This window comes from Enterobacter sp. SGAir0187 (assembly GCF_002952735.2).
GTDB lineage: Bacteria > Pseudomonadota > Gammaproteobacteria > Enterobacterales > Enterobacteriaceae > Enterobacter > Enterobacter quasiroggenkampii.
On record NZ_CP025034.2, the window covers coordinates 138,219 to 160,149 of the forward strand.

Below are 21,931 nucleotides of genomic sequence, written 5' to 3' on the forward strand. Positions count from 1 at the left end.
TCTCCTCAATGGATATGGGGGGCAATATGTTCGGCGATCAGTTCGATGGAGCGCAGCGTGTCGCGATGGGTGGGCTCGACCGAATGGACCTGGAATGAGATGTCCGTGGCGCGCCGGAGAACGGAATCGGCTTGCAGCGAACGCAGCACCGTCTCAGGCGAACCGATATGGGCGTCGAACTGGCGACGAAAATCTGTGACGGTGTCACCTTTGACCACGTGTCCGGCAGCGCGATGCTGCTGGGCCTGCCTGGTGAGACCCGGTGTGGCAACCTTCAGCGCATAGTCATCGCTGTCGGCGACGAATGCCGTACGGGAAGCCAGAATGCGCGGTGCGGTACCGGCGGGCAGTGCCTCAAGGTAGGCATCCACAATCGGGTTCTGGATCGCGTCGAGCGTTAAATCCAACTGCTCTGCCGGGCGCGGCTGCGTGCGGGAGAGCATTAAACCGTGTCCGGCTTGCGCGGCGCGAACGGCACCGTCGACCGAAAAGGTGGCAATCCAGATACGGTCGGCCAGCTGTGGCGCTGGCGGGTAAAGGTGGTTATCCGGATGGGTGAGCGAATCCCCGCGCCAGGCGCTTTGAATCACATGCAAATGGTCGGCAAAGGCCGCGCCGCGCTGTTCAAACGTCAGTCCGAACGGCAGGAAAGAGGTCGGTGTGCCGCCCGAACCAAAACCGACTTCGAGACGTCCATCAGCGAGTAAGTCCAGCACGGCGGCATCTTCCGCCACACGTAGCGGGTTCTCCATCGGCAGGGTGATGATGGCCGTGCCCAGCCGAATGGTTTCGGTATGCGCCGCAACGTGGGCCAGAAACAGCAGCGGCGACGGCAGGCCGCCTTCATTCTCATGGAAGTGGTGCTGCGCAATCCAGGCGCTGTCAAAACCGTGGCGTTCAGCGTGGCGGATCTGTTCTGTAGCCAGTCGATAGCGCTCTTTTGGCGTGGCATCGTCAAGCAGGCGGGTGAAAAATCCCAGGCGTTTTCGCGTCATGCGAACTCCTCCGTAGCGGGTGAAAAATGGGGAATGGCGGCAATCAGCTCGCGGGTATAGTCGTTCTGTGGCGACGTGAATAAGGTTTCGACGTCACCGTGTTCGACCACCTGACCGCTGCGCAGCACCGTGACACTGTGGGCGATCCGGCGAACGGTGGAGAGATCGTGCGTGATGAACAGATAGGTTAATCCCAGCTGTTGCTGCAGCTGCTGAAGCAGAGCCAGAATCTGCGCCTGTACGGTCACGTCCAGCGCGGAGGTGGCTTCGTCCAGCACCAGAATAGTCGGCTCCAGGATCAGCGCCCGGGCGATGGCCACGCGCTGGCGCTGCCCGCCTGAAAGCTCTCTGGCCGTACGGGTCAGGAGTTCGGCGGGCAGGGCAACCCGCTGCGCCACGGTCTCCACCCGGGTCTTTCGCTCCGCCTTAGCGAGGCGAGAAAAGTTCTTCAGGGGCTCTTCGATGATGTCAAACAGCGTCTGACGCGGGTCGAGAGAGGCGAACGGGTTCTGGTAGACAAACTGGATCTTCTGGCGCAGCTGACGGCGGGCCTCGCGGCTGAGCGCGGTGGCATCAATGTCATCAATAATGACCTGTCCGTTATCCGCCTGTTCAAAACCCAGCAAAATACGGGCGAGGGTGGTCTTCCCGGAGCCGGATTCACCGACCAGCGCATGGGTGCTGCCGCGTCTGACGTCAAACGTCACCCGATCCAACGCCTGAAGCTGATGACCTTTACCCAGCGAGAACCGTTTGCTGATGGCCCGGGCGCGAATGGCCGGTGACGAGAGCGGAAGACCTGATACCGGGGCGATGGTCAGGCGCTGGCCCTGGAGGTCGCTCAGTAGCTGACGGGTATAGGCGTGCTGCGGCGTGCGAACGATGTCGGCGGTGTCGCCGTGCTCCTGAACCTCACCGTTGCGAAAAACCAGCAGCCTGTCCGCGCGCTGGGCAGCCAGGGCCAGATCGTGGGTGACAAACAGAACCGCAGTACCCGATTCCCGGCGCAGGATATCCAGCAGATCGAGAATGCGTTTTTGCACCGTCACGTCCAGCGCGCTGGTGGGCTCATCGGCAATGATCACGTCCGGGCGCAGGGCAATGGCGATGGCAATCAGCACGCGCTGTTTCATCCCGCCGGAGAGCTGATGGGGATACTGCGTCATGCGCTGTTCGGGGTGGCTCAGGCCGACCTTTGTCAGCAGGGCGAGCACCTGCTCGTCGCGCTCGGCGCGGGTCACTTTCTGGTGTAGCTGAATGATCTCTCCGACCTGCGCGCCGATGGTCTTCACCGGGTTGAGTGAATTACCCGGATCCTGTGGAACCAGGCTGATTCGCGCCCCGCGAAGGGTATCGAGACGCTTAGCTGACCACCGGCTAATATCCTCGCCGTTGAGCACGATTTTCCCGGCATCGCGCCGGGCGTTATCCGCCAGCAGACCGATGATCGCCTGTGCCGTGGTTGTTTTGCCGGAGCCGGATTCGCCGACAAAGGCCAGCATTTCCCCTCGCCTGAGGGTAAAGCTGACGTTATGTACCACCTCCCTCCACTGGCGCGCGGTACGGTAGCTGATGGTCAGGTTTTCTACCGAGAGTACGGTCATTTCACGCCTCCGCTGAACTGCTGGCTGATACGGTTGGTGGCAAGCACCACGGCGATGACGACCACGCCGGGGAAGGTGGTTAGCCACCATGCGGTAGAGAGATAGTTACGGCCTTCGGCGATCAATAAACCCCATTCCGGTACGGGCGGTGGGGTGCCGTAGCCGAGAAAGCTCAGCGTGGAGAGGGCCAGAATGGCCTGACCAAACTGCAGCGTGGCAAAGGCGAGGACGGCGGTTAAGGCATTGGGCAGGATGTGTCGCCACAGCACCGCCAGGAACGTCCCGCCGCTGCCGAACGCTGCCTCGACATAATCCGTATGGCGGATGCGCACCACTTCACCGCGCGCGAGGCGGGCGAAGCTGGCGATGGAGGCCACGCCGACGGCAATGGCGGCGTTAACGGTGCCAAACCCGAGCAGAATAATGACCGTCAGCGAGAGCAGCAGAGACGGAATGGACAACAGCACGTCGACAAAACGCATCAGGAAAGATTCGACGCGTCCGGCGAACGCGCCGGCGATCACCCCCAGACCGGTGCCCACCACCAGCCCCATCGTGACGGCAGCGAGCGCTGCGCTCAGGGAGTGGGACGCCCCATACACAATGCGGGTGTAAACATCGCGGCCAAGCTGATCGGTGCCGAGCCAGTGGCCCGCCTGCGGCGCCAGACGTTGTGCTCCGGCGATGCCCTCAATCGGGCTGTAGTGGGTTAACAGGCCGGGCGCCACGGCGGCAAAAAGCGCAATAATAATGACCGCCCATGCCAGCCACAGTTCGGGCTGCCATTCCACTCCCTGCCACGCTGGAACGCGTTTTCGCGCGGCGGCAGCGTAATCGACCAGGCTCATGATGCACCTCCGGTAACGGTTTGCAGACGGGGATCCAGCAGCGGCATCAGCAGATCCACCAGCAGATTGATCAGGACAAAACCGAGGGCGGAAATCATGACCACCGCCTGAAGCACGGCGATATCCTGGTTATTCACCGCCTGCTGGGTCAGTTGCCCGAGCCCGCTGCGGCCAAAAACGGTTTCGGTGATCAGCGCCCCGGCAATCAGCTCGCCCAGCAGCAATCCGGCAATATTCAGGACCGGCAGCAGGGCGTTGCCGGTAACGTGACGCCACAGCACGGCGGTTTCACTCAGTCCTTTTGCCCGGGCCACGGCGACAAACGGCTGCGTCGCCACCTGGTCCAGGCTGCGCATCAGAATTTGTGCCAGCGGGGCGGAGATCGGGATCGCGACGGTCACGATCGGCAGGATCAGCCCCTGCAGCGGCGTCGGGTTAATCACCGGGATCAGCCGCAGCTGGAAAGAAAAGAGCTGGATAAGGGCAATCCCCAGCCAGAACGTGGGTAAGGAGATAAACAGGACCGGCAGAGACTGGAGGGTATTACTCAGCCAGCTAAGACCCGGCAGACGCGACGCAAAGGCCAGCGCAAACGCCAGCAGGACCGCGAGTACAAAGGCGGGCAGGGCGAGGCTCAGGGTATCCGGCAGATTGCTGGCAATCAGCTCGCTGACCGGCACCCCGGCCTGTAACGAGTAGCCGAAATCTCCGCGCAGCATCGCCAGCAGCGTGTGGCCGTATTGCTGCCACAGCGGGCTGTCCGCGCCGTAGGCCACGCGCATCTCCTCGATTTGCGCCGGGCTTAGGCCCAGGTCCGGGTTCTGAAATTTAATCAGCACCGCGTCTCCTGGCAGTACCTGGAGCAACACGAACGAGAGGGTAAAGGCGGCCCACAGCACCAGCAGCCCGTGACCAAGACGTTGAAGAAGTGCGTGACGCATCGTCATCTCCTCAGTGTTTCTCAATCCATGCGCCGTAGAACGACGGGCGGCCGACCGCTTCAAAATTGACGCCTTTTAGCCACGGCGCACCGGCGAAGACCTGTGGCTCCTCGAAAATCGGAATGACATAGGCGTTATCCAGCAGGTAACGCTGGGCATCGCCGGTCAGCTGCAGGCGTTTTTGCGGATCAACCTCTGAGGAGATATTCACCAGCAGCGCATTCAGCTTGTCGTCACGGAAGCTTTTGACCTTGTCGCTGGAGCCGCCTTTTTGCAGCAGCGCGTCGCGGTTAGCGGGATAGAACATGCTTTTCACCACGTCCGGATCGGCGCGGCCTACTTCGGAGACGGTTAACGGGGTTTTCAGCGGATCAAGGTTATCCAGCGTGCGGCTGCCTGCGTCACCGGCTTTCACGCTCAGCGCCACGCCCACCTGACGCCACTGCTGGGCAACCAGCTGCAGCACCTCTTTATTTTGTGGCTGCGGCAGGGATTCATATACCGTCAGCGCCAGCCGCTGGCCGTCTTTGGTGCGGATCCCGTCGCTGCCTGCTTTCCAGCCCGCCTCGTCCAGCAACTGGTTGGCTTTAGCCGGGTCAAAGGTCAATTTGTCGCTGAGATCGACAAAGCCAGCGGCGGAATCGGCAATCACCGACTTCGCCTGCGGATAGTTAGCCGAGAAGAGGGTCTCAACCACCTGTTTTGCATTGGTGGCATGCAGCAGTGCCTGGCGCACGCGAATATCGGAGACCAGCGGGTTATCCGGACGGAAGCTAATGCTGTCGTTCACCCCGCGGGTCGGGGCGGCGTAGATTTTATAGCCCTGATCGGTCGCCTGCTTTTCGTCATACGCCTGCACCTGGCGAATAAAGTCGGCCTGACCGGCCAGCAGGGCGCCGACGCGCACGCTGTCTTCCTGAGTCACGATAAACTTGATGCCGTCAAGATTGGCTGGCCCCTGTTGTGCCAGATTTTTGGGTCCCCACTGGTAGTCCTTACGGGCTTCGAGCGTCACTTCGCGGCCCAGCTTCTCGTCCTTCACCACAAACGGGCCGGAGCCAATGATATGCCGGGCATCCCCCAGCTCTTCAAAGTTGCGCTTGAGCGTGCTGAGCGAGACGAGGCCCGACCCAATCGTGGCGGTGCCCTGCAGGAACCCCGGCGACGGTTTTTTGAAGTAGAACTTCACGGTCAGCGGGTCGACCACTTCGCTGCGATCGTAGTTATTGATCACTTCTGACACCGGCAGGCGCTGCGCCTTGTTACCTAAGCCGTAGGTATCAAAGTTTTTCGCCACGGCGTTGGCGTCCAGCGGCGTGCCGTCGGAGAAGGTAATACCGGGACGCAGTTTAAAGGTGTATTCGGTTTTATCGGCATTGGTGGTCCAGCTTTCGGCCACCCACGGTTCCACCTGCAGCGTCTTTGGGTTCTGCCACGTCAGTTTGTCGGTAATCTGGTTCAGAATGCCGCCGTTCGGGTAGAAGCCGCCGGCAGGCGGATAGAGGTTGGTGTGCGCCTGTTGCTCCAGATAAATCAGCGTGCCGCCTTTAACAGGCGCATCCGCGGACCAGGCGGCGGTGGTCGTCAGAATCAGCGCTGTCAGCAGCGGCAGACGAAATGGGGTTTGCATGGTGAATTCCTTTGTTATCTTCTTGTTAGCGTCGGATTCATCATCGGGCGCAGGGGAAAACAAGGGAACAAAGGAATTAAGATAAGGATTGCCGGAAAATGGCTATAAAAAAACCGCCCCTGTCAGGAGCGGTAATTGAACGGTGGGGGATTATGAACGCAGGTCAATCACCATACGGCCACGGATCTGGCCCTGTTCCATCTCTTTGAAGATGGCGTTGATGTCCTCGATAGGACGCATCGTCACTTTCGGTACCACTTTGCCCTCGGCCGCAAACTGGAAGGCTTCCTGCAGATCCTGACGGGTACCGACCAGCGAACCCACTACCTGAATGCCGTCCAGCACCAGGCGAGGAATGTCGAGGCTCATCGCTTCCGGCGGCAGGCCAACGGCGACCACGCGACCACCGGCACGCACGGCATCCACCGCCGAGTTGAAGGCGGCTTTTGCGACGGCAGTGACGACTGCGGCATGCGCGCCGCCGGTTTTTTCCTGCACAATCTTAGCGGCATCTTCGCTGCGGGAGTTGATGGTGAGATCCGCACCCATGCTCGCGGCCAGCTTCAGCTGTTCGTCGTTGACGTCAAGGGCGATGACTTTGGCGTTAAAGACGTTTTTGGCGTACTGCAGCGCGAGGTTACCCAACCCGCCGAGACCGTAAATCGCAATCCACTGGCCCGGTTTAATACCCGATACCTTCACTGCTTTGTAGGTGGTGACGCCAGCGCAGGTAATGCTGCTGGCCGCCGCCGAATCCAGACCGTCCGGCACTTTTACCGCGTAATCCGCGGTGACGATGCATTCTTCCGCCATGCCGCCGTCAACGGAGTAACCGGCGTTTTTCACGTCACGGCACAGGGTTTCGTTGCCGGAATTACAGTATTCGCAATGCCCGCAACCTTCAAAGAACCAGGCCACGCTTGCGCGGTCGCCGACTTTCAGCGACTTCACGCCAGGGCCGACTTCTTTCACGATACCAATCCCTTCATGGCCCAGGATGACCCCGGTTTTATCGCCGAAATCACCGTTCTTCACGTGGAGGTCGGTATGGCATACGCCACAGCACTCCATCTTCAGCAGGGCTTCCCCATGCTTTAGCGGGCGTAAGGTTTTTTCGGTAACGTTGACCTGGTGATCCTGAGTGACAACAGCAGCCTTCATGTGTATCTCCTTGTTCATGATAAGAATCTGCATAGCAGGTGTAGTACCTCTTAAGGATTAATACATTAGCCTGGTAATGCAAGGCTGCAGCAACATAATGTCATCATTTGATTCGATTTCAGATTAAGAATACGGCGTTCCTCTAATAATTAAGGGGGAAAATTCTGGCCCGGCGAGGCGCACGCCGGGCGCAGACTTACAGCTGGGCTTCTATCTCCTTTATCTCTTTACGCCATTGCGCCTGGAGTTGCGGCTTTTGATGCTTCGGCTTACGCGCCAGATCGTCTTCCAGCAGCGTCTCCAGCGCGATCAGCCGTTCAAGCAGATCGTCATACGGCGAGGGGCGATCCATCGGCGCCGCGATGTCAGGCGCAGTGGATGTGACCAGCCCCGCGCGTTCGCGCAGCCGCTCAAACACCGCTTCTGCATCGTGCCACTCGCTCAGTTTTCCCTCTTCAATCAGCCAGAAACGATTGCAGCTTTGGCTAATTAACTGACGATCGTGGCTGACCAGCAGGACGCCGCCTTCGAACTGCTGAAGGGTATGCGCCAGCGCCTCTTTGCCTTCCATGTCCAGGTGGTTGGTAGGCTCATCCAGCATCAGCAGGCTATAGCGGGCAAGCGTCAGGCCAACGAACAGCAGGCGCGAGCGTTCGCCTCCGCTGAGCGTGCTGACCGTTTGTCCGTGACGCGCCCACGGGAAACCGGCGCTTATCAGGGCCATTTTGCGGTTCTGCGGATCCGGAGCGAAAGGCTCCAGCGCGTCGAGCAGCGTGGCGTTGTCCGGCAGCTGATTCAGCGTCTGGTCGTAATAGCCCGGCGACACGCGCGGGTGCAGCTTCAGCCCGTCGTGGGTCAGTTCATCGGTAAACTGTCGCCAGATAAGCTTCATCAGCGACGATTTACCGCAGCCGTTACGACCCACAATCGCCACGCGATCGCCGCTTTTTAACCGCGCAACGTCGACGCTGAACAACGCAGGCAGGCCAGGAGCAGGAGGCACGTCAAGGTTTTCCATCTCCAGTAAACGGTCAGCCCGCAGCGCGTCGCCGCGAAGGGTTAGCGTCCACGGGCTACCTGCCGTGAGTTCCGTCTGGCTCTCCCTGAGCCGTTCGACCTGCTTTTCCATCTGTTTGGCTTTGCGGGCCAGGTCTTCGTTGTCGTAAACCTTGCCCCAGGTCGCCAGCCGCTTCGCGCTGGCGGTCACGCGGTCGATCTCCTTTTGCTCCGCCTTGTGGCGCTGCGCATCGCTCTCATCTTTTGCTTCAAGCGCCTTGCGTGCTGCCGTACAGGGAAGGGCAAAGTAGTGCAGCGTTTTATCGCGCAGGATCCAGCTGCCGTTGGTGACGGCATCCAGCAGTTGTCTGTCATGCGAAACCAGCACAAAGCTGCCCGACCAGTTCTGTAGGAAGTGTTCCAGCCAGAGCATGGTCGGGAGGTCCAGGTGGTTGCTGGGTTCATCCAGCAGGAGCAGGTCCGGCTCGTGAATCAGCGCCCGCGCCAGCAGCAGGCGGGTGTGCTGTCCGCCGCTCAGCGTGGCGGATTGCAGCGCCATATCCTGCGGTGTGAAGCCCATGCCTGCCAGCAGCGTTTCGGCTTTCCAGCGCAGGCTATCGCGCTCAGCAAAAGGCAGCTGTGCGAGTACGGCATCCAGCATGGTCAGCGGAAAAATAGCGTCCGGGAGATGTTGCTCCACGCGCGCCATCAGGCAGTGCCCGGCCAGCGAGACCGTTCCGGCGGCGGGGGAGTCAGTGCCGTCCAGCACCTTCAACAGCGTACTTTTACCGCAGCCGTTGTCGCCCAGCAGGCCAATGCGGTCGCCTTTTTTCAGCGTAAAGGAGAGTGAGTCGAAGAGCGTGCCAAACGCCGTATCAACGCGTAAAGATTGTGCAGTGAGTAAAGTGCTCATTGTTGCTTACCCAAGAGTTACAGGCATGTTTATGCCTCGTCAAACATCGCTGACGATAACTCAGTAAGCCCGAGAGAAGGGATTTCAGGGGTTGGTGTCTTCGCTCAAGCAGAAGTTATCGCAGCACGATACCGATAACGCTTGAGCTGGTGCGATCACCAAATGTATGTGAAACATTGAAAATTTCACAGTACAGCATAATTGGCCTCCTTATATATTCAGTGGGTTAATGGATGAAAGGAGTGTAGCGGGGGAAAAGGGGTTTGGCTAGTGGGTGGGACGAATGTAATTCCCACTCCTTTGGGAGAGGGTTAGGGTGAGGGGAACATACGGCTCTGGTGGTCATTCCGTTCACTTTATGTTCCTTGCTACTCTTTAATGATGTGACCGGTGAACGTGCCAGGGTGGCTCAGTCGCCACCACCCTGGCTACCCGGGCTCCCGGCGGTAAATCGCCGCTTCGCGGTGCCCTCAGCTTATTCCTTCAGGCTATCGGGTCGGGCATGAGCCTGCATCCCTGCAGGCCACGCCCTCTCGGCGCATCCCTGCGCCTCGCCCCGGCCTTACGGAAACGCTTCGGCGATTTACAGCCGGACCAGGGCGTCGCTGTAAGTCATTCATTTTCCTGAAACAACATTCATCGCATCCGGTAAAAAAATTACTGGGATTCCTGAGCCCACAGGGAGAGCCCCCGTAGGCCCGGTAAGCGAAGCGCCACCGGGCGATTGGACCGCACCGCGACTCCCGAAGGGAGAGGGAACGGTCAAAGCGAATTAAATCGACGTACGGCGATAGCTGCGGTATTCAGGCTTCCAGAAGTTGTCGTCGATGGCCTGCTGCAGCGCGTCGGCAGAGGTTTTTACCGCCACGCCCTGCTGCTGCGCCATTTTACCCACCGCAAACGCGATAGCGCGCGACACCTTATGAATGTCCTTCAGCTCCGGCAGCACCAGACCTTCGCCGTCGTTGACCAGCGGCGAGTGGCCCGCCAGGGTTTCGCTCGCCGACATCAGCATTTCATCGGTAATGCGAGACGCGCCGGATGCAATCACCCCCAGACCAATGCCCGGGAAGATATAGGAGTTGTTGCACTGAGCAATCGGATAGGTTTTATCCTTCCACACCACCGGATCGAACGGGCTGCCGGTGGCAACCAGCGCATTACCTTCGGTCCAGGCGATGATGTCCTGCGGCGTCGCCTCCACGCGGGACGTCGGGTTAGACAGCGGCATCACGATAGGGCGCTCGCAGTGCTTGTGCATCTCGCGAATAATCTCTTCGGTGAAGAGACCGGTCTGCCCGGAAACGCCGATCAGAATATCCGGCTTCACGTTGCGCACCACATCCAGCAGGGAAAGGACTTCGTTGTCGGTATCCCAGTTTTTCAGGTTTTCGCGCTTTTGCACCAGCTTGGTCTGGAACGGCAGCAGGTTCGGCATGCCGTCGGTCAGCAGGCCGAAGCGGTCAACCATAAAGACGCGGGAGCGGGCCAGCTCTTCGCTTAAGCCTTCGCGCTGGGTCTGGGCGATAATCTGCTCGGCGATACCGCAGCCCGCGGAGCCTGCGCCAAGGAAGACGATTTTCTGGTAGCTCAGCTGGCTTCCCGCTGCACGGCTTGCGGCGATGAGCGTACCCACGGTCACGGCTGCGGTGCCCTGAATATCGTCGTTAAAGGAGCAGATCTCATCGCGATAGCGGTTCAGCAGCGGCATCGCGTTTTTCTGTGCAAAGTCTTCAAACTGCAGCAGCACGTCCGGCCAGCGGTGCTTCACGGCCTGGATGAAGTCGTCGACAAACTGATAGTACTCGTCGTCGGTAATACGCGGATGACGCCAGCCCATATAGAGCGGGTCGTTGAGCAACTGCTGGTTGTTGGTGCCGACGTCCAGCACCACCGGCAGGGTATACGCCGGGCTGATGCCGCCGCAGGCGGTATACAGAGAGAGCTTACCGATGGGGATCCCCATCCCGCCAATGCCCTGGTCGCCGAGGCCGAGAATACGTTCGCCGTCGGTCACCACAATCACTTTGATATTGTGGTTAGGCACGTTCTGCAGAATATCGTCCATGTTGTGACGGTTCTGATAAGAGATGAATACCCCGCGGGAGCGACGGTAGATCTCGGAGAAACGCTCGCAGGCGGCACCCACCGTCGGGGTGTAGATCACCGGCATCATCTCTTCAAGATGGTTTTGTACCAGGCGATAGAAGAGGGTTTCGTTGGTGTCCTGAATGTTGCGCAGGTAGATGTGTTTGTCGATTTCAGTTTTGAAACCCTGGTACTGGATCCACGCGCGCTCTGCCTGTTCTTCAATGGTTTCAACCACTTCGGGCAGTAAACCCAGCAGGTTAAAGCTGCTGCGCTCTTCCATGCTGAAGGCGCTGCCTTTGTTGAGCAGGGGGAATTCGAGTAAAACCGGTCCGGCGTATGGGATGTATAAGGAACGATGTTTTTTCAGTTTGTTGTCCATGTCACTCACTCTTTTTATGAAGATCCGTCCCTGACACTGCTGTTTGTCATCTTTCTGGCCTGTGCGATGGGGTGCGGTCCGGCGGTATTATAAAGGAGCTAAATATTAATTACCGCAACACATAAACAAAAACACCATCGGGATTACCGATGGTGTTCTGGATCTCAGTCTGGAACTTACTTGCCGGCGTGGCGTTTTCTGCCGGTGGCGTGGGTGACTTGCGTTTCATGGTCGCCTTCAATCACCACCTTGCGCTGATTTGAAAGCTTGTAGTTCAGTCCCAGAATATGGCGTGCCTGACGGTTCGATTTCATATTAACTCCTCAATCCTGTTGATAGTTTTAAGGACCAGTTTGCTTACGCAAACGAAATGTAACCCCTTAGGTTGCAGATCCAGCTTAGCAGGTTTTTACAAGGGTGCGTTTTGCCCGCTGACGACGTAGTTAATGGTCTGCTGGTAGATGTCACTGAGGATGTCATTATCTGTGGATTCCACCCACCTGGTGAGTTCCATCAAAATGTCATCTTCAGTCACAGCACCGTGCTCGGCGTGAAGACCCTGTGCAATCGCGTTAACGAGTTCAGGTTGTGCTGCTGCGGTATTTGCCGGGTAATAAGTAAACATGCTGCCTCCGTGTCGTTGTCTGTTTAATGGTACGGCTCGCAAAAAAATGAATTCATAAACAGAATGGCAAATATTTTCCCGGTTGTGGCTCAGATTCATCTTAGAAATAAAAATGACATAAGTGTATGCTTTTGTGTGATTTTGAAATGTGGGGGTAAATTGACGTGGCGTTGAGAGGATATTATGACGGTGCTCCTGCTATCACGAAAATATAGCAGGAGCAGAGTTTACATTACCACTTCATTTCGCCGGTATTCACCTTAGCGCTTAATTCCAGCGAGCTCTCTTCAGCCAGGTTCGGATACTGTTTTTTCAAGGTGCTGATGACGCCTGCAGAATCTTTATGAACGGATAAGGCCTTTTCAAAGCGCTGGAGATAGTCGCGGGTAAAATCAATCGCCCCCGTCCCGGCTGGCGGGGTGCCCAGATAGTGACCCGGGATCACGCGCTCGGGTTTGTGCGCCGCCATATTCACCAGCGTTTCCTGCCACTGCTTACGGCTTTCCGCTGTCTGGGTGTCAGCTGTCCAGACGTGAATTCCCCAGGCTACCCCGGTGCCGCCGAGGATGGTTTTCGCTGACGGGATCCACACATAGGCCGCGTAGCTGTCAGGCTGTTCGATGTCGATCTTCTCCCCGTCCACCATAAACGTGGTGGAGGCGAGCACCTGCGGGACGACCAGCTCGGTTGGCGCGCCGTCTTTCATCTGCGGACCCCAGAAGGCGAGCTTGGCGTCTTTCGTGGCCTTGATGTGGTCAACCACATGCTGCGTGGCCACCACTTTGGCGTTCGGGAAGGCTTTGACCAACGGCTGCAGGCCAAAATAGAAATCCGGATCGCCGGAGGTGATCACAATCTTGTTCAGAGTTTTACCGCTGCGGCGAATTTTTTCTACCAGCGCTTCGCCATCCTTCACGCTGAACTGCGCGTCAAACAGCACCGCTTCCTTCGGGCCGGAAACCAGCGTGGAGGAAACCGGGAAAATGCCTTTCTCCTGCGGGTTATAGGTATCAATGGTCAACGGCGCGGCAAAAACAGCCGGAGTGAAAAGGGTAGAAAGCAGGGCAATGTGGGTGAATTTCATGCTGTTGTCTCTGTTGTTCAGGAATGTCTCTATTGTACGGATATTCGCATTTGCCAGAATTCCTGAAACAGGACATGCTTAGTTTCATAAATCGAGCAGATGGAGTTGATATGGATCGCGTGATTGCCGCTCAGGTTTACAACCGCATATGCGAGCTGGGAAGTTTGAGCGCGGCGGCCCGCGCGCTGGGTATTTCCCGACCGATGGTGAGCCGCTACCTTGAACAGATGGAAAAGTGGGCGGGGACGCGTCTGGTAAACCGCTCCACGCGCAAGCTGACGCTGACTGCGGCAGGGGAAAAGGTGCTGCAAAAAACGCGGACGCTCTCGCAGATCTCGCAGGAAATTGAAGGCCAGTCAGAGAAAGATCTCCCGTCAGGTACCCTGCGGGTGGCCTGCGCGCACTTTACCGCGATGCACCTGATTGCGCCGGTACTGCCCGGTCTGCTCTCGCGCTACCCGCAGCTGCGCATCGAACTGGATGTGAACAACCACCCGGTCAGCCTGGTGGGAGAACGCATTGACGTCGCCGTGCGCATTACCGACAACCCCGAACCCGGCATGATTGCCCGCCGGCTGGGGGAGTGTCGCTCGGTGCTCTGTGCCTCGCCGGAGTATCTGGCACAACACGGTATTCCCGTCAGCGCCGAAGAGTTAGTCCAGCATAACTGCCTGCATTACAGCTTTTTTGCCGGGCAGTCCTGGCATTTCCTGACGCCGGAAGGCGAAAGCCTGAGCGTGGCCGTCAGCGGCAACCTGAGCGCCAGCATCTCTTCGCTGCTGATGGACGCGGCGATTAAGCACTGCGGTATCGCTATGCTGCCGGAGCGTGAAGCGCGTACTGCGCTGGCGCAGGGAATACTGGTGCCGGTACTGGAGGCGCTGGAGCCGAAACCGCTGGCCATCCATGGCATTTATCAGTCCCGTGAATACCAGCCTGCCGCGCTGCGGGTGTTCCTTGACGCGCTGGCGCACCATTTACTTAGTGACTAAGACTCGTCTGTCTTGCCCGCAGAATCCGGACAGCCTTCTATACTTAACCCTTTGTAAGCCAAAAGGAGAGCAAGAATGACTATTCATAAGCACGGTTCGGCACACTGGTCTGGCGACATTAAGCGCGGTAAAGGGACGGTTTCCACCGAGAGCGGCGTTCTCAATCAGCAGCCTTATGGTTTCAATACCCGCTTTGAGGGTGAAAAGGGGACCAACCCGGAAGAGCTGATCGGCGCGGCACATGCGGCCTGTTTTTCGATGGCGCTGTCGCTGATGCTTGGGGAAGCGGGCTATACCGCTGACGCTATTGATACCACCGCGGACGTCTCTCTGGATAAAACCGACGGCGGCTTTGCGATTACGAAGGTTGCCCTGAAAAGCAAGGTGACCGTTCCCGGCATCGCTCCTCAGCAGTTTGACGGTATTATTCAGAAAGCGAAAGCGGGCTGCCCGGTTTCGCAGCTTCTGAAAGCCGAGATTACCCTGGACTACACGCTAAATTAACTCCCTGCCGGGTTTGCGCCCGGCTATCCCTTCAGTGCGGCGGGAAACACCTCCGCCAGCCACGCAATAAACACCTTAAGACGGTGCGTCAGATGCCGGTTCTGAGGGTAAACCACATGAAACGGATAGGCGGCAGGGCGCCAGTCGCTCAGGATCGCCGTCAGCGTACCCGCCTGTAAATACGCATTTGCCGAATACTCAAACGTCTGAACGATCCCCAATCCCGCTGCGGCAGCCGCCAGATGGGCATTACTTTCGTTCACGCCGAGATAATGCGGAATATTGATTTCCAGCGTCTCGCCGTTCTCTCTGAAGCGAAACGGAAATGCCCGCCCGGTGACGGGCGAGAGGTAGCTAATGAGCTTGTGGCCGTTGCACAGCTCCTGCGGATAGGCCGGAACGCCATGGTTTTTCAGGTAACCCGGCGTCGCGCAGGTCACCATCTCAGCGTTGCCAATATGGCGGGCGATGAGGGTCGAATCGTCCAGCGGACCGCCGCGGATCACGCAGTCTACGTTACCGCTGATCAGATCTACCGGACGATCGGCCACGCCAAGATCGATGCGGATTTCCGGATAGCGCTGCATAAAATCCGGCAGCAGGGGGATAAGCACGTCGCGGGCGGTGGAGCCGCCCACGTCAACCCGCAAATGCCCTTTGGGCGTCGCGCGGGAAACGCGAAACGCGGTGTCGATATCTTCGATATCTATCAACACCCTGAGCGCTTTTTCATAGTATTCCATTCCTTCAGGCGTCGCGACCACCCGGCGAGTCGTCCGGTGCAGAAGACGTATTTCAAGATGCGCCTCAAGCGATTTCACCAGCTTGCTCAGGGTGGCGATGGGCATGTTCAGCGAGTCCGCCGCGCGGGTAAAGCTGCCGGTTTCCACCACCCGGGTAAAAGCGCGCATCGCCATGAGCTGGTCCATTAGGCTCTCCTGATTATTTCTGCGTGTGAATAGTCATTTTCATTTTTGCTGGTTTTTCACTAATCCTGCAAGGGCTAAAGTTTGTCCAACGCAAACACCAACAAAAGGTAAATGACATGAACACGACTCTCTCAGGAAAAATCGCACTGGTCACCGGCGGTAGCACCGGCATCGGTCTTGCCACAGCGCAGGAGCTTGCTGCACAGGGCGCGAAGGTGTACATCACCGGACGACGTCAGGCCGAGCTGGACGCGGCGGTGGCTGAAATCGCTCCAACGGCAGTGGGCATTCGCGCTGATGTGTCAAAACTGGCGGACCTGGATGAGGTCTATGCCCGGATAGCCAAAGAAGAAGGCCGCCTCGATATTCTGTTCGCCAATGCGGGTGGCGGCGATATGCTGCCGCTGGGCGCGATAACCGAAGAGCAGTTTGATCGGATTTTCGGCACCAACGTCCGCGGGGTGCTGTTTACGGTACAGAAGGCGCTGCCGCTGCTGTCCGCCGGATCCTCGATTATTCTGACTGGCTCAACGGTGTCCATTAAGGGGACGGCAAACTTTAGCGTCTACAGCGCCAGCAAAGCCGCCGTACGCAACTTTGCCCGCTCCTGGGCGCTGGATTTGCAGGGCCGTGGGATCCGCGTCAACGTGGTAAGCCCGGGGCCGATCAAAACCCCTGGCCTCGGCGATCTGGTGCCGGAAGAACATCGTCAGGGGCTGTACGACGCGCTAGCCGCTCAGGTGCCGCTCGGCCGTTTAGGCGCGCCGGGTGAGGTAGGTAAAGCGGTGGCGTTTCTGGCCTCCGACGCGGCCAGCTTTATTAACGCCACCGAGCTGTTCGTGGACGGTGGGATGGCGCAAATTTAACCCACACTGCGCCAGCAGCGGACATCACGGCCCTCGCGAGAGGGCTGTAACGGCTGAGGACGTTCGCACCCCTGCGCGGCCATCGGGCATCGGTCACGGAAAAAACAGCCTTCGGGCAGATGACGGTTGCCGGGAAGCTCCGTTTTGCGTAAGGCCAGCGTCTCATCCAGCTGTTCACCGGTGCGGGGAACCGAATCGAGCAGGAGACGGGTGTAAGGATGACGCGGCTCCCCAAGCACCTGAGCGGCGCTGCCCAGCTCCACAATCTGCCCAAGGTACATCACCGCCACGCGGTCGCTCATGTGCCTGACCACCGAGACGTTATGTGAGATCAACACGTAGGTCAGATTACGCTGCTGTTGCAGGGTCACCAGCAGGTTGAGGATCTGCGCCTGCACGGAGATATCCAGTGCGCTGGTGGGTTCATCGAGCACGATGATATCCGGATCGGACGAGAGCGCCCGGGCGATGGCAATGCGCTGGCGCTGTCCGCCGGAGAAGGCGTGCGGAAGCCGGTCGAGATACTCCGGGCGAATGCCCACCTGCAGCGCCAGGTTTTCAGCCAGCTGACGGCGTTCGCGCTCGCTGCTGCGCTTTTGTACCCATACCGGCTCGGTGATAATGCGCCAGACCGGCAGGCGCGGGTCGAGCGAGGAGAGCGGATCCTGAAACACCATCTGCATGCCGCCCGCATGGTGCGCCCGCTGGCAGGCGCCAGTGCTGGGCTTAAGCATGCCCATCAGCAGCTGGGCCAGCGTGCTTTTCCCGCAGCCGGACTCCCCGACAATGCCAAGCGTCTCTCCCCGACGGATTTCAAGGTCTAGTCCGTTGAGCGCGTGGACCTGTTCCGTCACGCGGCCCAGCCAGTTTTTACGTGCCGCAAAATTGACGTGCACGCTATCCAGTTCCAGCAGTACATCAGACATGGGCTTTCTCCCGTTGTGGATACCAGCAGGCGGCCTGTTGGCCCTCTGCGCCAGTGGGCGCTAAGCGCGGCGTTTCGCTGCATTTCGCCCCGGCGGCAAAGCAGCGCTCGCGGAACGCGCATCCCTGCGGAAGCTGGCTGAGGTTGGGCACCGTGCCGGGGATGGCGGGAAGCGGGGCGCGCGGCTGGCCGTTTTCCGGGGCGCACTGCAGCAGTCCAATGGAATAGGGATGCACAGGCTGGTGGATCAGCGTTTGCGTGGCACCGCTCTCGATCACGCTGCCCGCATACATCACGTACATTCTGTCGCAGAGCTGGGACACCACGGCCATATCGTGGCTGATAAACAGCACCGAGGTGCCGCTGGCCCGCGCCTTGTGCTTCAGCAGGCGCAGCACCTGCAGCTGGACGGTGACGTCCAGCGCGGTGGTCGGTTCGTCGGCGATAATCAGCTCCGGCTCGCAGGAGAAGGCAAGGGCGATCATCACCCGCTGGCGCATCCCGCCGGACAGCTCAAACGGATAGCGCGCCATGACCGCTTTCGCGTCCGGGATCTGCATCTCTTCCAGCAGGATAATCGCCTTCTGCTGCGCCTCACGCCGGGAAAGCGGCTGATGCTGGCGGATCACCTCCACCATCTGTTTGCCAATTCGCCGCGTCGGGTTGAGGGCGGTCATCGGCTCCTGAAAAATCATCGCGACCTTTGCGCCGCGCCACTGGCGAAGCTGCTTCTCGGACGCCGTCAGGACGTTTTCGCCGAGTAATCTCACCTGGCCGTGATGAATGCGGTAGCTGCCTTCCGGCAGCAGCCGCATGGCGAGCATGGCGGTCACCGATTTACCTGAACCGGATTCGCCCACCACGCCGACAATTTCACCCCTGCCGATCTCCAGCGAGACGTGGTTCAGCGCGTGGACCTCGCCGCGAAAAATCGGGAAGCTCAGATGCAGGTCTTCAATCTTGAGTACCGGGTCAGTCATCACTGTTTTCCTCCCGATTTCGGATCCAGCAGATCGCGGATACCGTCGCCAAACAGGTTAAAGCCCACGGCGGTTATCAAAATCGCCGCACCGGGAAACGCGCAGTACCACCACTGGTCCAGAACGTAGTTACGGCCGACGGCCACCATCGCGCCCCATTCGGCGGTCGGCTGCTGCGCCCCCAGGCCAATAAAGCCCAGCGTGGCGGCCATCAGGATGGCGCTGCCGATGTCCAGCGACGCCTGCACGATCAGCGGCGGCAGGGCGTTGCGCAGGATGTGCCAGCGGATCACATGCCAGCGGGAAGCGCCAAAGGTGCGAGCGGCCTGCACGTAGGTAAACTGGCGCACCACCAGGGTTTGGCCGCGCGCCAGGCGGACGTAAAACGGAATGCGGACAATCGCAATCGCCAGCATGGCGTTAAACAGGCTCGGCCCGAGCGCGGCGGCCAGCGCCATGGTCAGCACCAGGGAAGGAATGGAGAGCATAATGTCCATCACCCGCATGATGACGGCGTCGCCGCGCCCGCCCAGCACGCCGGACAAACAGCCCAGCAGCGAGCCGATGCCGCCCGCAATCACCACCACCGCCAGTCCGGCGGTAATGGACTGCTGGCTGCCCGCCAGCACGCGGCTGAACAGATCGCGTCCCACCTCATCGGTGCCAAACCAGTGCTGCGCGGACGGCGCCTGGAGGCGGGCGGTCAGATCCAGCGCGTTCGGGTCGTGCGGCACGATCCACGGTGCGGCCAGCATAATGAAAAGCATCACAAGCATAATGACGCCGCCAACGATCGTGAGCGGGCTTTGACGCAGCATCCAGAACAGCTTTGCCCAGTTAATGCGTTGTCTGACGGGTTTAACCGGGACGGGCGTTTCCTGCGTTAACATCATTCGGCACCTCCGCGCCCAATTCGCGGGTCAATCCACAGGTAAAGCAGATCGACCACCAGATTAACCAGCACGTAGGCCAGCGAAACAACGACGGCAAAGCCCATCACGGCAGGGAAATCGAGCGCCTGAATGGATGTCACCACCCAGGCCCCCATGCCCGGCCAGGCAAAGACGGTTTCGGTCAGCACGGCACCGTACAGCAGATCGCCCAGCGCCAGCCCGAGCACGGTAATCGACGGGATCATCGCATTCGGCAGGGCGTAGCGCAGGACGATATACCAGCCGGGCAGGCCGCTGGCGCGGGCCGTGCGAATGTAGTCTTCGCTAAGCTGCTCCAGCATCGCGGAACGGACCTGACGCGCCACGATGCCCAGATGCACAAACGCCAGTGTCAGCGAGGGCAAAATCAGGTGCTGCAGCGCATTGAAAAAGACCTCTCCGTTACCTTCCAGCAGGGCATCCAGCAGATAAAAGCCGGTGACGTGGGCAGGTGGGTCGAGCCAGTCGTCCAGCCTGCCGCCGCCCGGCAGGATCTGCAGGTGCCCGTAGAACAGGACAATGACGCCCAGCCCAAGCCAGAAGGCCGGCGTGGAGATCCCGGTCATCGCCATTAAACGCACCAGGTGGTCCAGCCAGCGGTTGCGGTACACCGCCGTTAAAATCCCCAGCGGCACGCCGATGACCAGCGCCAGCAACAGAGAACAAAAGGCCAGCTCCAGCGTGGCGGGGAAAAAGGCCTTCAGGTCTTCCGCGACCGGGCGTCCGGTACGGATGGACGTGCCTAAATCACCGTGGGCAAGAGCGTCCACGTAGCGACCAAACTGAACGTACAGCGGCTGGTCCAGCCCCAGCTGCTGGCGGATGTTCTGCACGATGTCGTCGCTGGCGCGATCGCCGGCCAGCAGACGTGCCGGATCGCCGGGGATCAGGTGTGAAATAATAAAAGTGATAATACAGACACCGGCCACCACCAGAAGTAACCCCCAGCAGCGCTGGCGCACGATGCTCCAGAACGTCATACACTTTCCCCCGGCGAAACGGTTACTTGCTCATGGTGGCGATGTTAAACACCTGCTCGAGCATCGGATTAAAGGTGAAGCCTTTGACCTCTTTGTTCATCGCCAGCTGGTAGTTCTTCTGGAACAGATAAACGTAGGCCGCCTCGTCGATGACTACCTTTTGCGCCTGCTGGTAATCTTTGGTGCGTTCAGCCTGGTCCGTGGTTTTCAGCGCGGCCTGCAGCAGGGAATCGACCTCTTTGTTCTCATAGAACGAGCGGTTGCCCGGCAGCCCTTTCTTGTCCGATTCGAACCAGTAGTTCATGAACATGTACGGGTCGGCAAAGTCCGGGCTCCAGTTGCCGATGGCAATGTCGTAATCGCCTTTGCCGACGCGGTCGCGCATGGTGGCGTTGGCCAGTTTTTCCAGCTTGACGTTAATGCCGATCTTGCCAAGGCTGGCCTGCGTTGAGAGCGCGATAGGCTCCCAGTTCGGATCGTTGTCAGAGTAGAGGAAGGTCAGGCTGGCGGGCTTGTCTTTAACCTTCTCCAGGGCCGCTTTGGCTTTGGCCTCGTCGAAGCTGTACTGCATGGCCGTGGCGTCAAAGCCCCACATGCCTTCCGGGATCGGGCCGCGCATCTGTTTGCCGTTGCCGCTCAGAATGCCTTTCACCATCCCCTGATAGTCCGTCGCCCAGGAGACCGCGCGGCGTAAATCGACCTGATTGAGCGGCGCTTTGCTGTTGTTGAGATAGAGGTAAGTCACGCGCAGGGACGGGTATTCGGCGACGGCCACTTTCCCTTCCTGCTTCAGGGCCGCAAGCTGATCGACCGGAAGTGAGTCGGCAATGTCCAGGTCACCGCGGGAAAGCTGCAGACGACGCGATGCGCTCTCACCGATAATTTTTACCGAGACGCGCTTGAAGTGCGGCTTGTCGCCCGACCAGTGCGGGTTTGGCACCAGCACCAGCTGCTGGCCTTTCTGCCAGCTTTTCAACATAAATGGCCCGGAGCCGGCGGTGTTTTGCGCCAGAAAGCCGCGCGCGTCGTCCGCGGCATTGGCCTTCAGCACCGTCGGGTTAATGATGGAGGCGCCGTCGTTCGCCAGGGTGTAGAGGAAAGGCGCGAACGGCTGGCTGAGGGTGAATTTCACCGTGTGCTCATCAACGGCCTCCACTTTCAGATCTTTCGGGAAGGCCTCAGACGGCCCCTGGCTGAGCTTCAGCAGGCGCTCAAAGGAGAGTTTGACCGCCTCGGCGGTGACCGGCGTGCCGTCGGAGAATTTGGCGTTATCCGCCAGGGTGAAGGTCCACTCTTTCTGGTCGTCGGAGGCCTTCCATCCCGTCGACAGATCGCCTTCCACCTCGGTTGAGCCTGGCTTGTACTTGACCAGACGCTGGTAGGACGGATAGGTGACGGTCCAGTCGTTGTTATCGATAGTGATGGCCGGATCGAGCGTTTGCGGGTCGGCGGCTTTACCGATGACCAGCATGTCTTTCGGGACGGCAGCCAGCGCCAGCGGTGCGCTCAGGGCCAGCGTGGCGGCAATGACGGTCGAGAGAAGCGATGTTTTCATG

The 21,931-nt window shown here is 59.2% G+C and carries 20 protein-coding genes; 3 read left to right on the forward strand and 17 right to left on the reverse strand.

Annotation, left to right across the window (positions count from 1 at the left end):
• Nucleotides 1-5 precede the first annotated feature (5 nt).
• From CWR52_RS00675 to CWR52_RS00725, 11 genes are all read right to left on the reverse strand, one after another.
• A complete protein-coding gene (locus CWR52_RS00675) occupies nt 6-995 on the reverse strand; it encodes a putative FMN-dependent luciferase-like monooxygenase (RefSeq protein WP_104948496.1) in 990 nt (329 codons plus the stop codon).
• Nucleotides 992-2,599 carry a dipeptide ABC transporter ATP-binding protein gene (locus CWR52_RS00680; RefSeq protein WP_104948497.1) on the reverse strand — a complete coding sequence of 536 codons (1,608 nt, stop codon included), beginning with the start codon at nt 2,597-2,599 and terminating at the stop codon, nt 992-994. Before CWR52_RS00680 ends, CWR52_RS00675 begins: the two co-directional genes overlap by 4 nt.
• Nucleotides 2,596-3,447: an ABC transporter permease gene (locus CWR52_RS00685; RefSeq protein WP_104948498.1), complete on the reverse strand. Its 852-nt coding sequence runs from the start codon at nt 3,445-3,447 to the stop codon at nt 2,596-2,598. Before CWR52_RS00685 ends, CWR52_RS00680 begins: the two co-directional genes overlap by 4 nt.
• Nucleotides 3,444-4,388 carry an ABC transporter permease gene (locus CWR52_RS00690; protein ID WP_104948499.1) on the reverse strand — a complete coding sequence of 315 codons (945 nt, stop codon included), beginning with the start codon at nt 4,386-4,388 and terminating at the stop codon, nt 3,444-3,446. The genes CWR52_RS00685 and CWR52_RS00690 overlap by 4 nt, the downstream gene beginning before the upstream one ends.
• 10 nt (nt 4,389-4,398) lie before the next feature.
• A complete protein-coding gene (locus tag CWR52_RS00695; RefSeq protein ID WP_104948500.1) occupies nt 4,399-6,018 on the reverse strand; it encodes a TIGR04028 family ABC transporter substrate-binding protein in 1,620 nt (539 codons plus the stop codon).
• Nucleotides 6,019-6,168: 150 nt separating this feature from the next.
• Nucleotides 6,169-7,179 carry an alcohol dehydrogenase AdhP gene (adhP, locus tag CWR52_RS00700; protein ID WP_008501719.1) on the reverse strand — a complete coding sequence of 337 codons (1,011 nt, stop codon included), beginning with the start codon at nt 7,177-7,179 and terminating at the stop codon, nt 6,169-6,171.
• Nucleotides 7,180-7,375: 196 nt separating this feature from the next.
• Nucleotides 7,376-9,088: an ABC-F family ATP-binding cassette domain-containing protein gene (locus CWR52_RS00705; RefSeq protein WP_104948501.1), complete on the reverse strand. Its 1,713-nt coding sequence runs from the start codon at nt 9,086-9,088 to the stop codon at nt 7,376-7,378.
• A gap of 772 nt (nt 9,089-9,860) precedes the next feature.
• Complete coding sequence (locus tag CWR52_RS00710; protein WP_008501715.1) at nt 9,861-11,558, reverse strand: NAD-dependent malic enzyme; 1,698 nt, start codon at nt 11,556-11,558, stop codon at nt 9,861-9,863.
• Nucleotides 11,559-11,734: 176 nt separating this feature from the next.
• A complete protein-coding gene (gene sra, locus CWR52_RS00715) occupies nt 11,735-11,872 on the reverse strand; it encodes a stationary-phase-induced ribosome-associated protein (RefSeq protein ID WP_008501714.1) in 138 nt (45 codons plus the stop codon).
• A gap of 95 nt (nt 11,873-11,967) precedes the next feature.
• Nucleotides 11,968-12,183, reverse strand: coding sequence for a biofilm-dependent modulation protein (gene bdm, locus CWR52_RS00720; RefSeq protein ID WP_008501713.1), 216 nt, complete (start codon nt 12,181-12,183; stop codon nt 11,968-11,970).
• A 232-nt stretch (nt 12,184-12,415) separates the two neighbouring features.
• Nucleotides 12,416-13,267, reverse strand: coding sequence for a Vmh family MBL fold metallo-hydrolase (locus tag CWR52_RS00725; protein WP_104948502.1), 852 nt, complete (start codon nt 13,265-13,267; stop codon nt 12,416-12,418).
• Between the two features lie 110 nt (nt 13,268-13,377).
• On the opposite strand from CWR52_RS00725, the gene CWR52_RS00730 reads away from it, so the two are divergent.
• Together CWR52_RS00730 and CWR52_RS00735 are read left to right on the forward strand one after the other, a co-directional pair.
• On the forward strand, nt 13,378-14,259 hold the full coding sequence (locus CWR52_RS00730) for a LysR family transcriptional regulator (RefSeq protein WP_104948503.1): 882 nt from the start codon (nt 13,378-13,380) through the stop codon (nt 14,257-14,259).
• Between the two features lie 75 nt (nt 14,260-14,334).
• Nucleotides 14,335-14,763 carry an OsmC family protein gene (locus CWR52_RS00735; RefSeq protein WP_008501708.1) on the forward strand — a complete coding sequence of 143 codons (429 nt, stop codon included), beginning with the start codon at nt 14,335-14,337 and terminating at the stop codon, nt 14,761-14,763.
• Between the two features lie 23 nt (nt 14,764-14,786).
• Here the strand turns inward: CWR52_RS00735 and CWR52_RS00740 are convergent, their stop codons facing one another.
• Nucleotides 14,787-15,692: a LysR family transcriptional regulator gene (locus CWR52_RS00740; protein ID WP_104948504.1), complete on the reverse strand. Its 906-nt coding sequence runs from the start codon at nt 15,690-15,692 to the stop codon at nt 14,787-14,789.
• Nucleotides 15,693-15,808: 116 nt separating this feature from the next.
• Here CWR52_RS00740 and CWR52_RS00745 point away from each other — a divergent pair, with 116 nt between their 5' ends.
• Nucleotides 15,809-16,558 carry an SDR family NAD(P)-dependent oxidoreductase gene (locus CWR52_RS00745; protein WP_104948505.1) on the forward strand — a complete coding sequence of 250 codons (750 nt, stop codon included), beginning with the start codon at nt 15,809-15,811 and terminating at the stop codon, nt 16,556-16,558.
• Here the strand turns inward: CWR52_RS00745 and CWR52_RS00750 are convergent.
• From CWR52_RS00750 to CWR52_RS00770, 5 genes are read right to left on the reverse strand one after another with little or no spacing between them, the layout of a single operon-like run.
• Nucleotides 16,555-17,484, reverse strand: coding sequence for an oligopeptide/dipeptide ABC transporter ATP-binding protein (locus tag CWR52_RS00750; protein ID WP_104948506.1), 930 nt, complete (start codon nt 17,482-17,484; stop codon nt 16,555-16,557). The genes CWR52_RS00745 and CWR52_RS00750 overlap by 4 nt on opposite strands.
• Nucleotides 17,477-18,463, reverse strand: a complete 987-nt coding sequence (locus tag CWR52_RS00755; RefSeq protein ID WP_104948507.1) for an ABC transporter ATP-binding protein — start codon at nt 18,461-18,463, stop codon at nt 17,477-17,479. The genes CWR52_RS00750 and CWR52_RS00755 overlap by 8 nt, the downstream gene beginning before the upstream one ends.
• Entirely contained in the window at nt 18,463-19,356 is an 894-nt protein-coding gene (ddpC, locus tag CWR52_RS00760; protein WP_039266456.1) for a D,D-dipeptide ABC transporter permease, read from the reverse strand. Before ddpC ends, CWR52_RS00755 begins: the two co-directional genes overlap by 1 nt.
• Nucleotides 19,353-20,375 (reverse strand): ABC transporter permease, encoded by a 1,023-nt coding sequence (locus CWR52_RS00765; RefSeq protein ID WP_104948508.1) that lies wholly within the window; start codon nt 20,373-20,375, stop codon nt 19,353-19,355. Before CWR52_RS00765 ends, ddpC begins: the two co-directional genes overlap by 4 nt.
• A 22-nt stretch (nt 20,376-20,397) precedes the next feature.
• On the reverse strand, nt 20,398-21,930 hold the full coding sequence (locus CWR52_RS00770) for an ABC transporter substrate-binding protein (RefSeq protein ID WP_104948509.1): 1,533 nt from the start codon (nt 21,928-21,930) through the stop codon (nt 20,398-20,400).
• Nucleotide 21,931: the final 1 nt, after the last annotated feature.

Bases quoted from the DNA above. Each gene is read 5' to 3' on its own strand.
- CWR52_RS00675 (WP_104948496.1), bottom strand. From the start codon at position 995: ATGACGCGAAAACGCCTGGGATTTTTCACCCGCCTGCTTGACGATGCC.
- CWR52_RS00680 (WP_104948497.1), bottom strand. From the start codon at position 2,599: ATGACCGTACTCTCGGTAGAAAACCTGACCATCAGCTACCGTACCGCG.
- CWR52_RS00685 (WP_104948498.1), bottom strand. From the start codon at position 3,447: ATGAGCCTGGTCGATTACGCTGCCGCCGCGCGAAAACGCGTTCCAGCG.
- CWR52_RS00690 (WP_104948499.1), bottom strand. From the start codon at position 4,388: ATGCGTCACGCACTTCTTCAACGTCTTGGTCACGGGCTGCTGGTGCTG.
- CWR52_RS00695 (WP_104948500.1), bottom strand. From the start codon at position 6,018: ATGCAAACCCCATTTCGTCTGCCGCTGCTGACAGCGCTGATTCTGACG.
- adhP (WP_008501719.1), bottom strand. From the start codon at position 7,179: ATGAAGGCTGCTGTTGTCACTCAGGATCACCAGGTCAACGTTACCGAA.
- CWR52_RS00705 (WP_104948501.1), bottom strand. From the start codon at position 9,088: ATGAGCACTTTACTCACTGCACAATCTTTACGCGTTGATACGGCGTTT.
- CWR52_RS00710 (WP_008501715.1), bottom strand. From the start codon at position 11,558: ATGGACAACAAACTGAAAAAACATCGTTCCTTATACATCCCATACGCC.
- sra (WP_008501714.1), bottom strand. From the start codon at position 11,872: ATGAAATCGAACCGTCAGGCACGCCATATTCTGGGACTGAACTACAAG.
- bdm (WP_008501713.1), bottom strand. From the start codon at position 12,183: ATGTTTACTTATTACCCGGCAAATACCGCAGCAGCACAACCTGAACTC.
- CWR52_RS00725 (WP_104948502.1), bottom strand. From the start codon at position 13,267: ATGAAATTCACCCACATTGCCCTGCTTTCTACCCTTTTCACTCCGGCT.
- CWR52_RS00730 (WP_104948503.1), top strand. From the start codon at position 13,378: ATGGATCGCGTGATTGCCGCTCAGGTTTACAACCGCATATGCGAGCTG.
- CWR52_RS00735 (WP_008501708.1), top strand. From the start codon at position 14,335: ATGACTATTCATAAGCACGGTTCGGCACACTGGTCTGGCGACATTAAG.
- CWR52_RS00740 (WP_104948504.1), bottom strand. From the start codon at position 15,692: ATGGACCAGCTCATGGCGATGCGCGCTTTTACCCGGGTGGTGGAAACC.
- CWR52_RS00745 (WP_104948505.1), top strand. From the start codon at position 15,809: ATGAACACGACTCTCTCAGGAAAAATCGCACTGGTCACCGGCGGTAGC.
- CWR52_RS00750 (WP_104948506.1), bottom strand. From the start codon at position 17,484: ATGTCTGATGTACTGCTGGAACTGGATAGCGTGCACGTCAATTTTGCG.
- CWR52_RS00755 (WP_104948507.1), bottom strand. From the start codon at position 18,463: ATGACTGACCCGGTACTCAAGATTGAAGACCTGCATCTGAGCTTCCCG.
- ddpC (WP_039266456.1), bottom strand. From the start codon at position 19,356: ATGATGTTAACGCAGGAAACGCCCGTCCCGGTTAAACCCGTCAGACAA.
- CWR52_RS00765 (WP_104948508.1), bottom strand. From the start codon at position 20,375: ATGACGTTCTGGAGCATCGTGCGCCAGCGCTGCTGGGGGTTACTTCTG.
- CWR52_RS00770 (WP_104948509.1), bottom strand. From the start codon at position 21,930: ATGAAAACATCGCTTCTCTCGACCGTCATTGCCGCCACGCTGGCCCTG.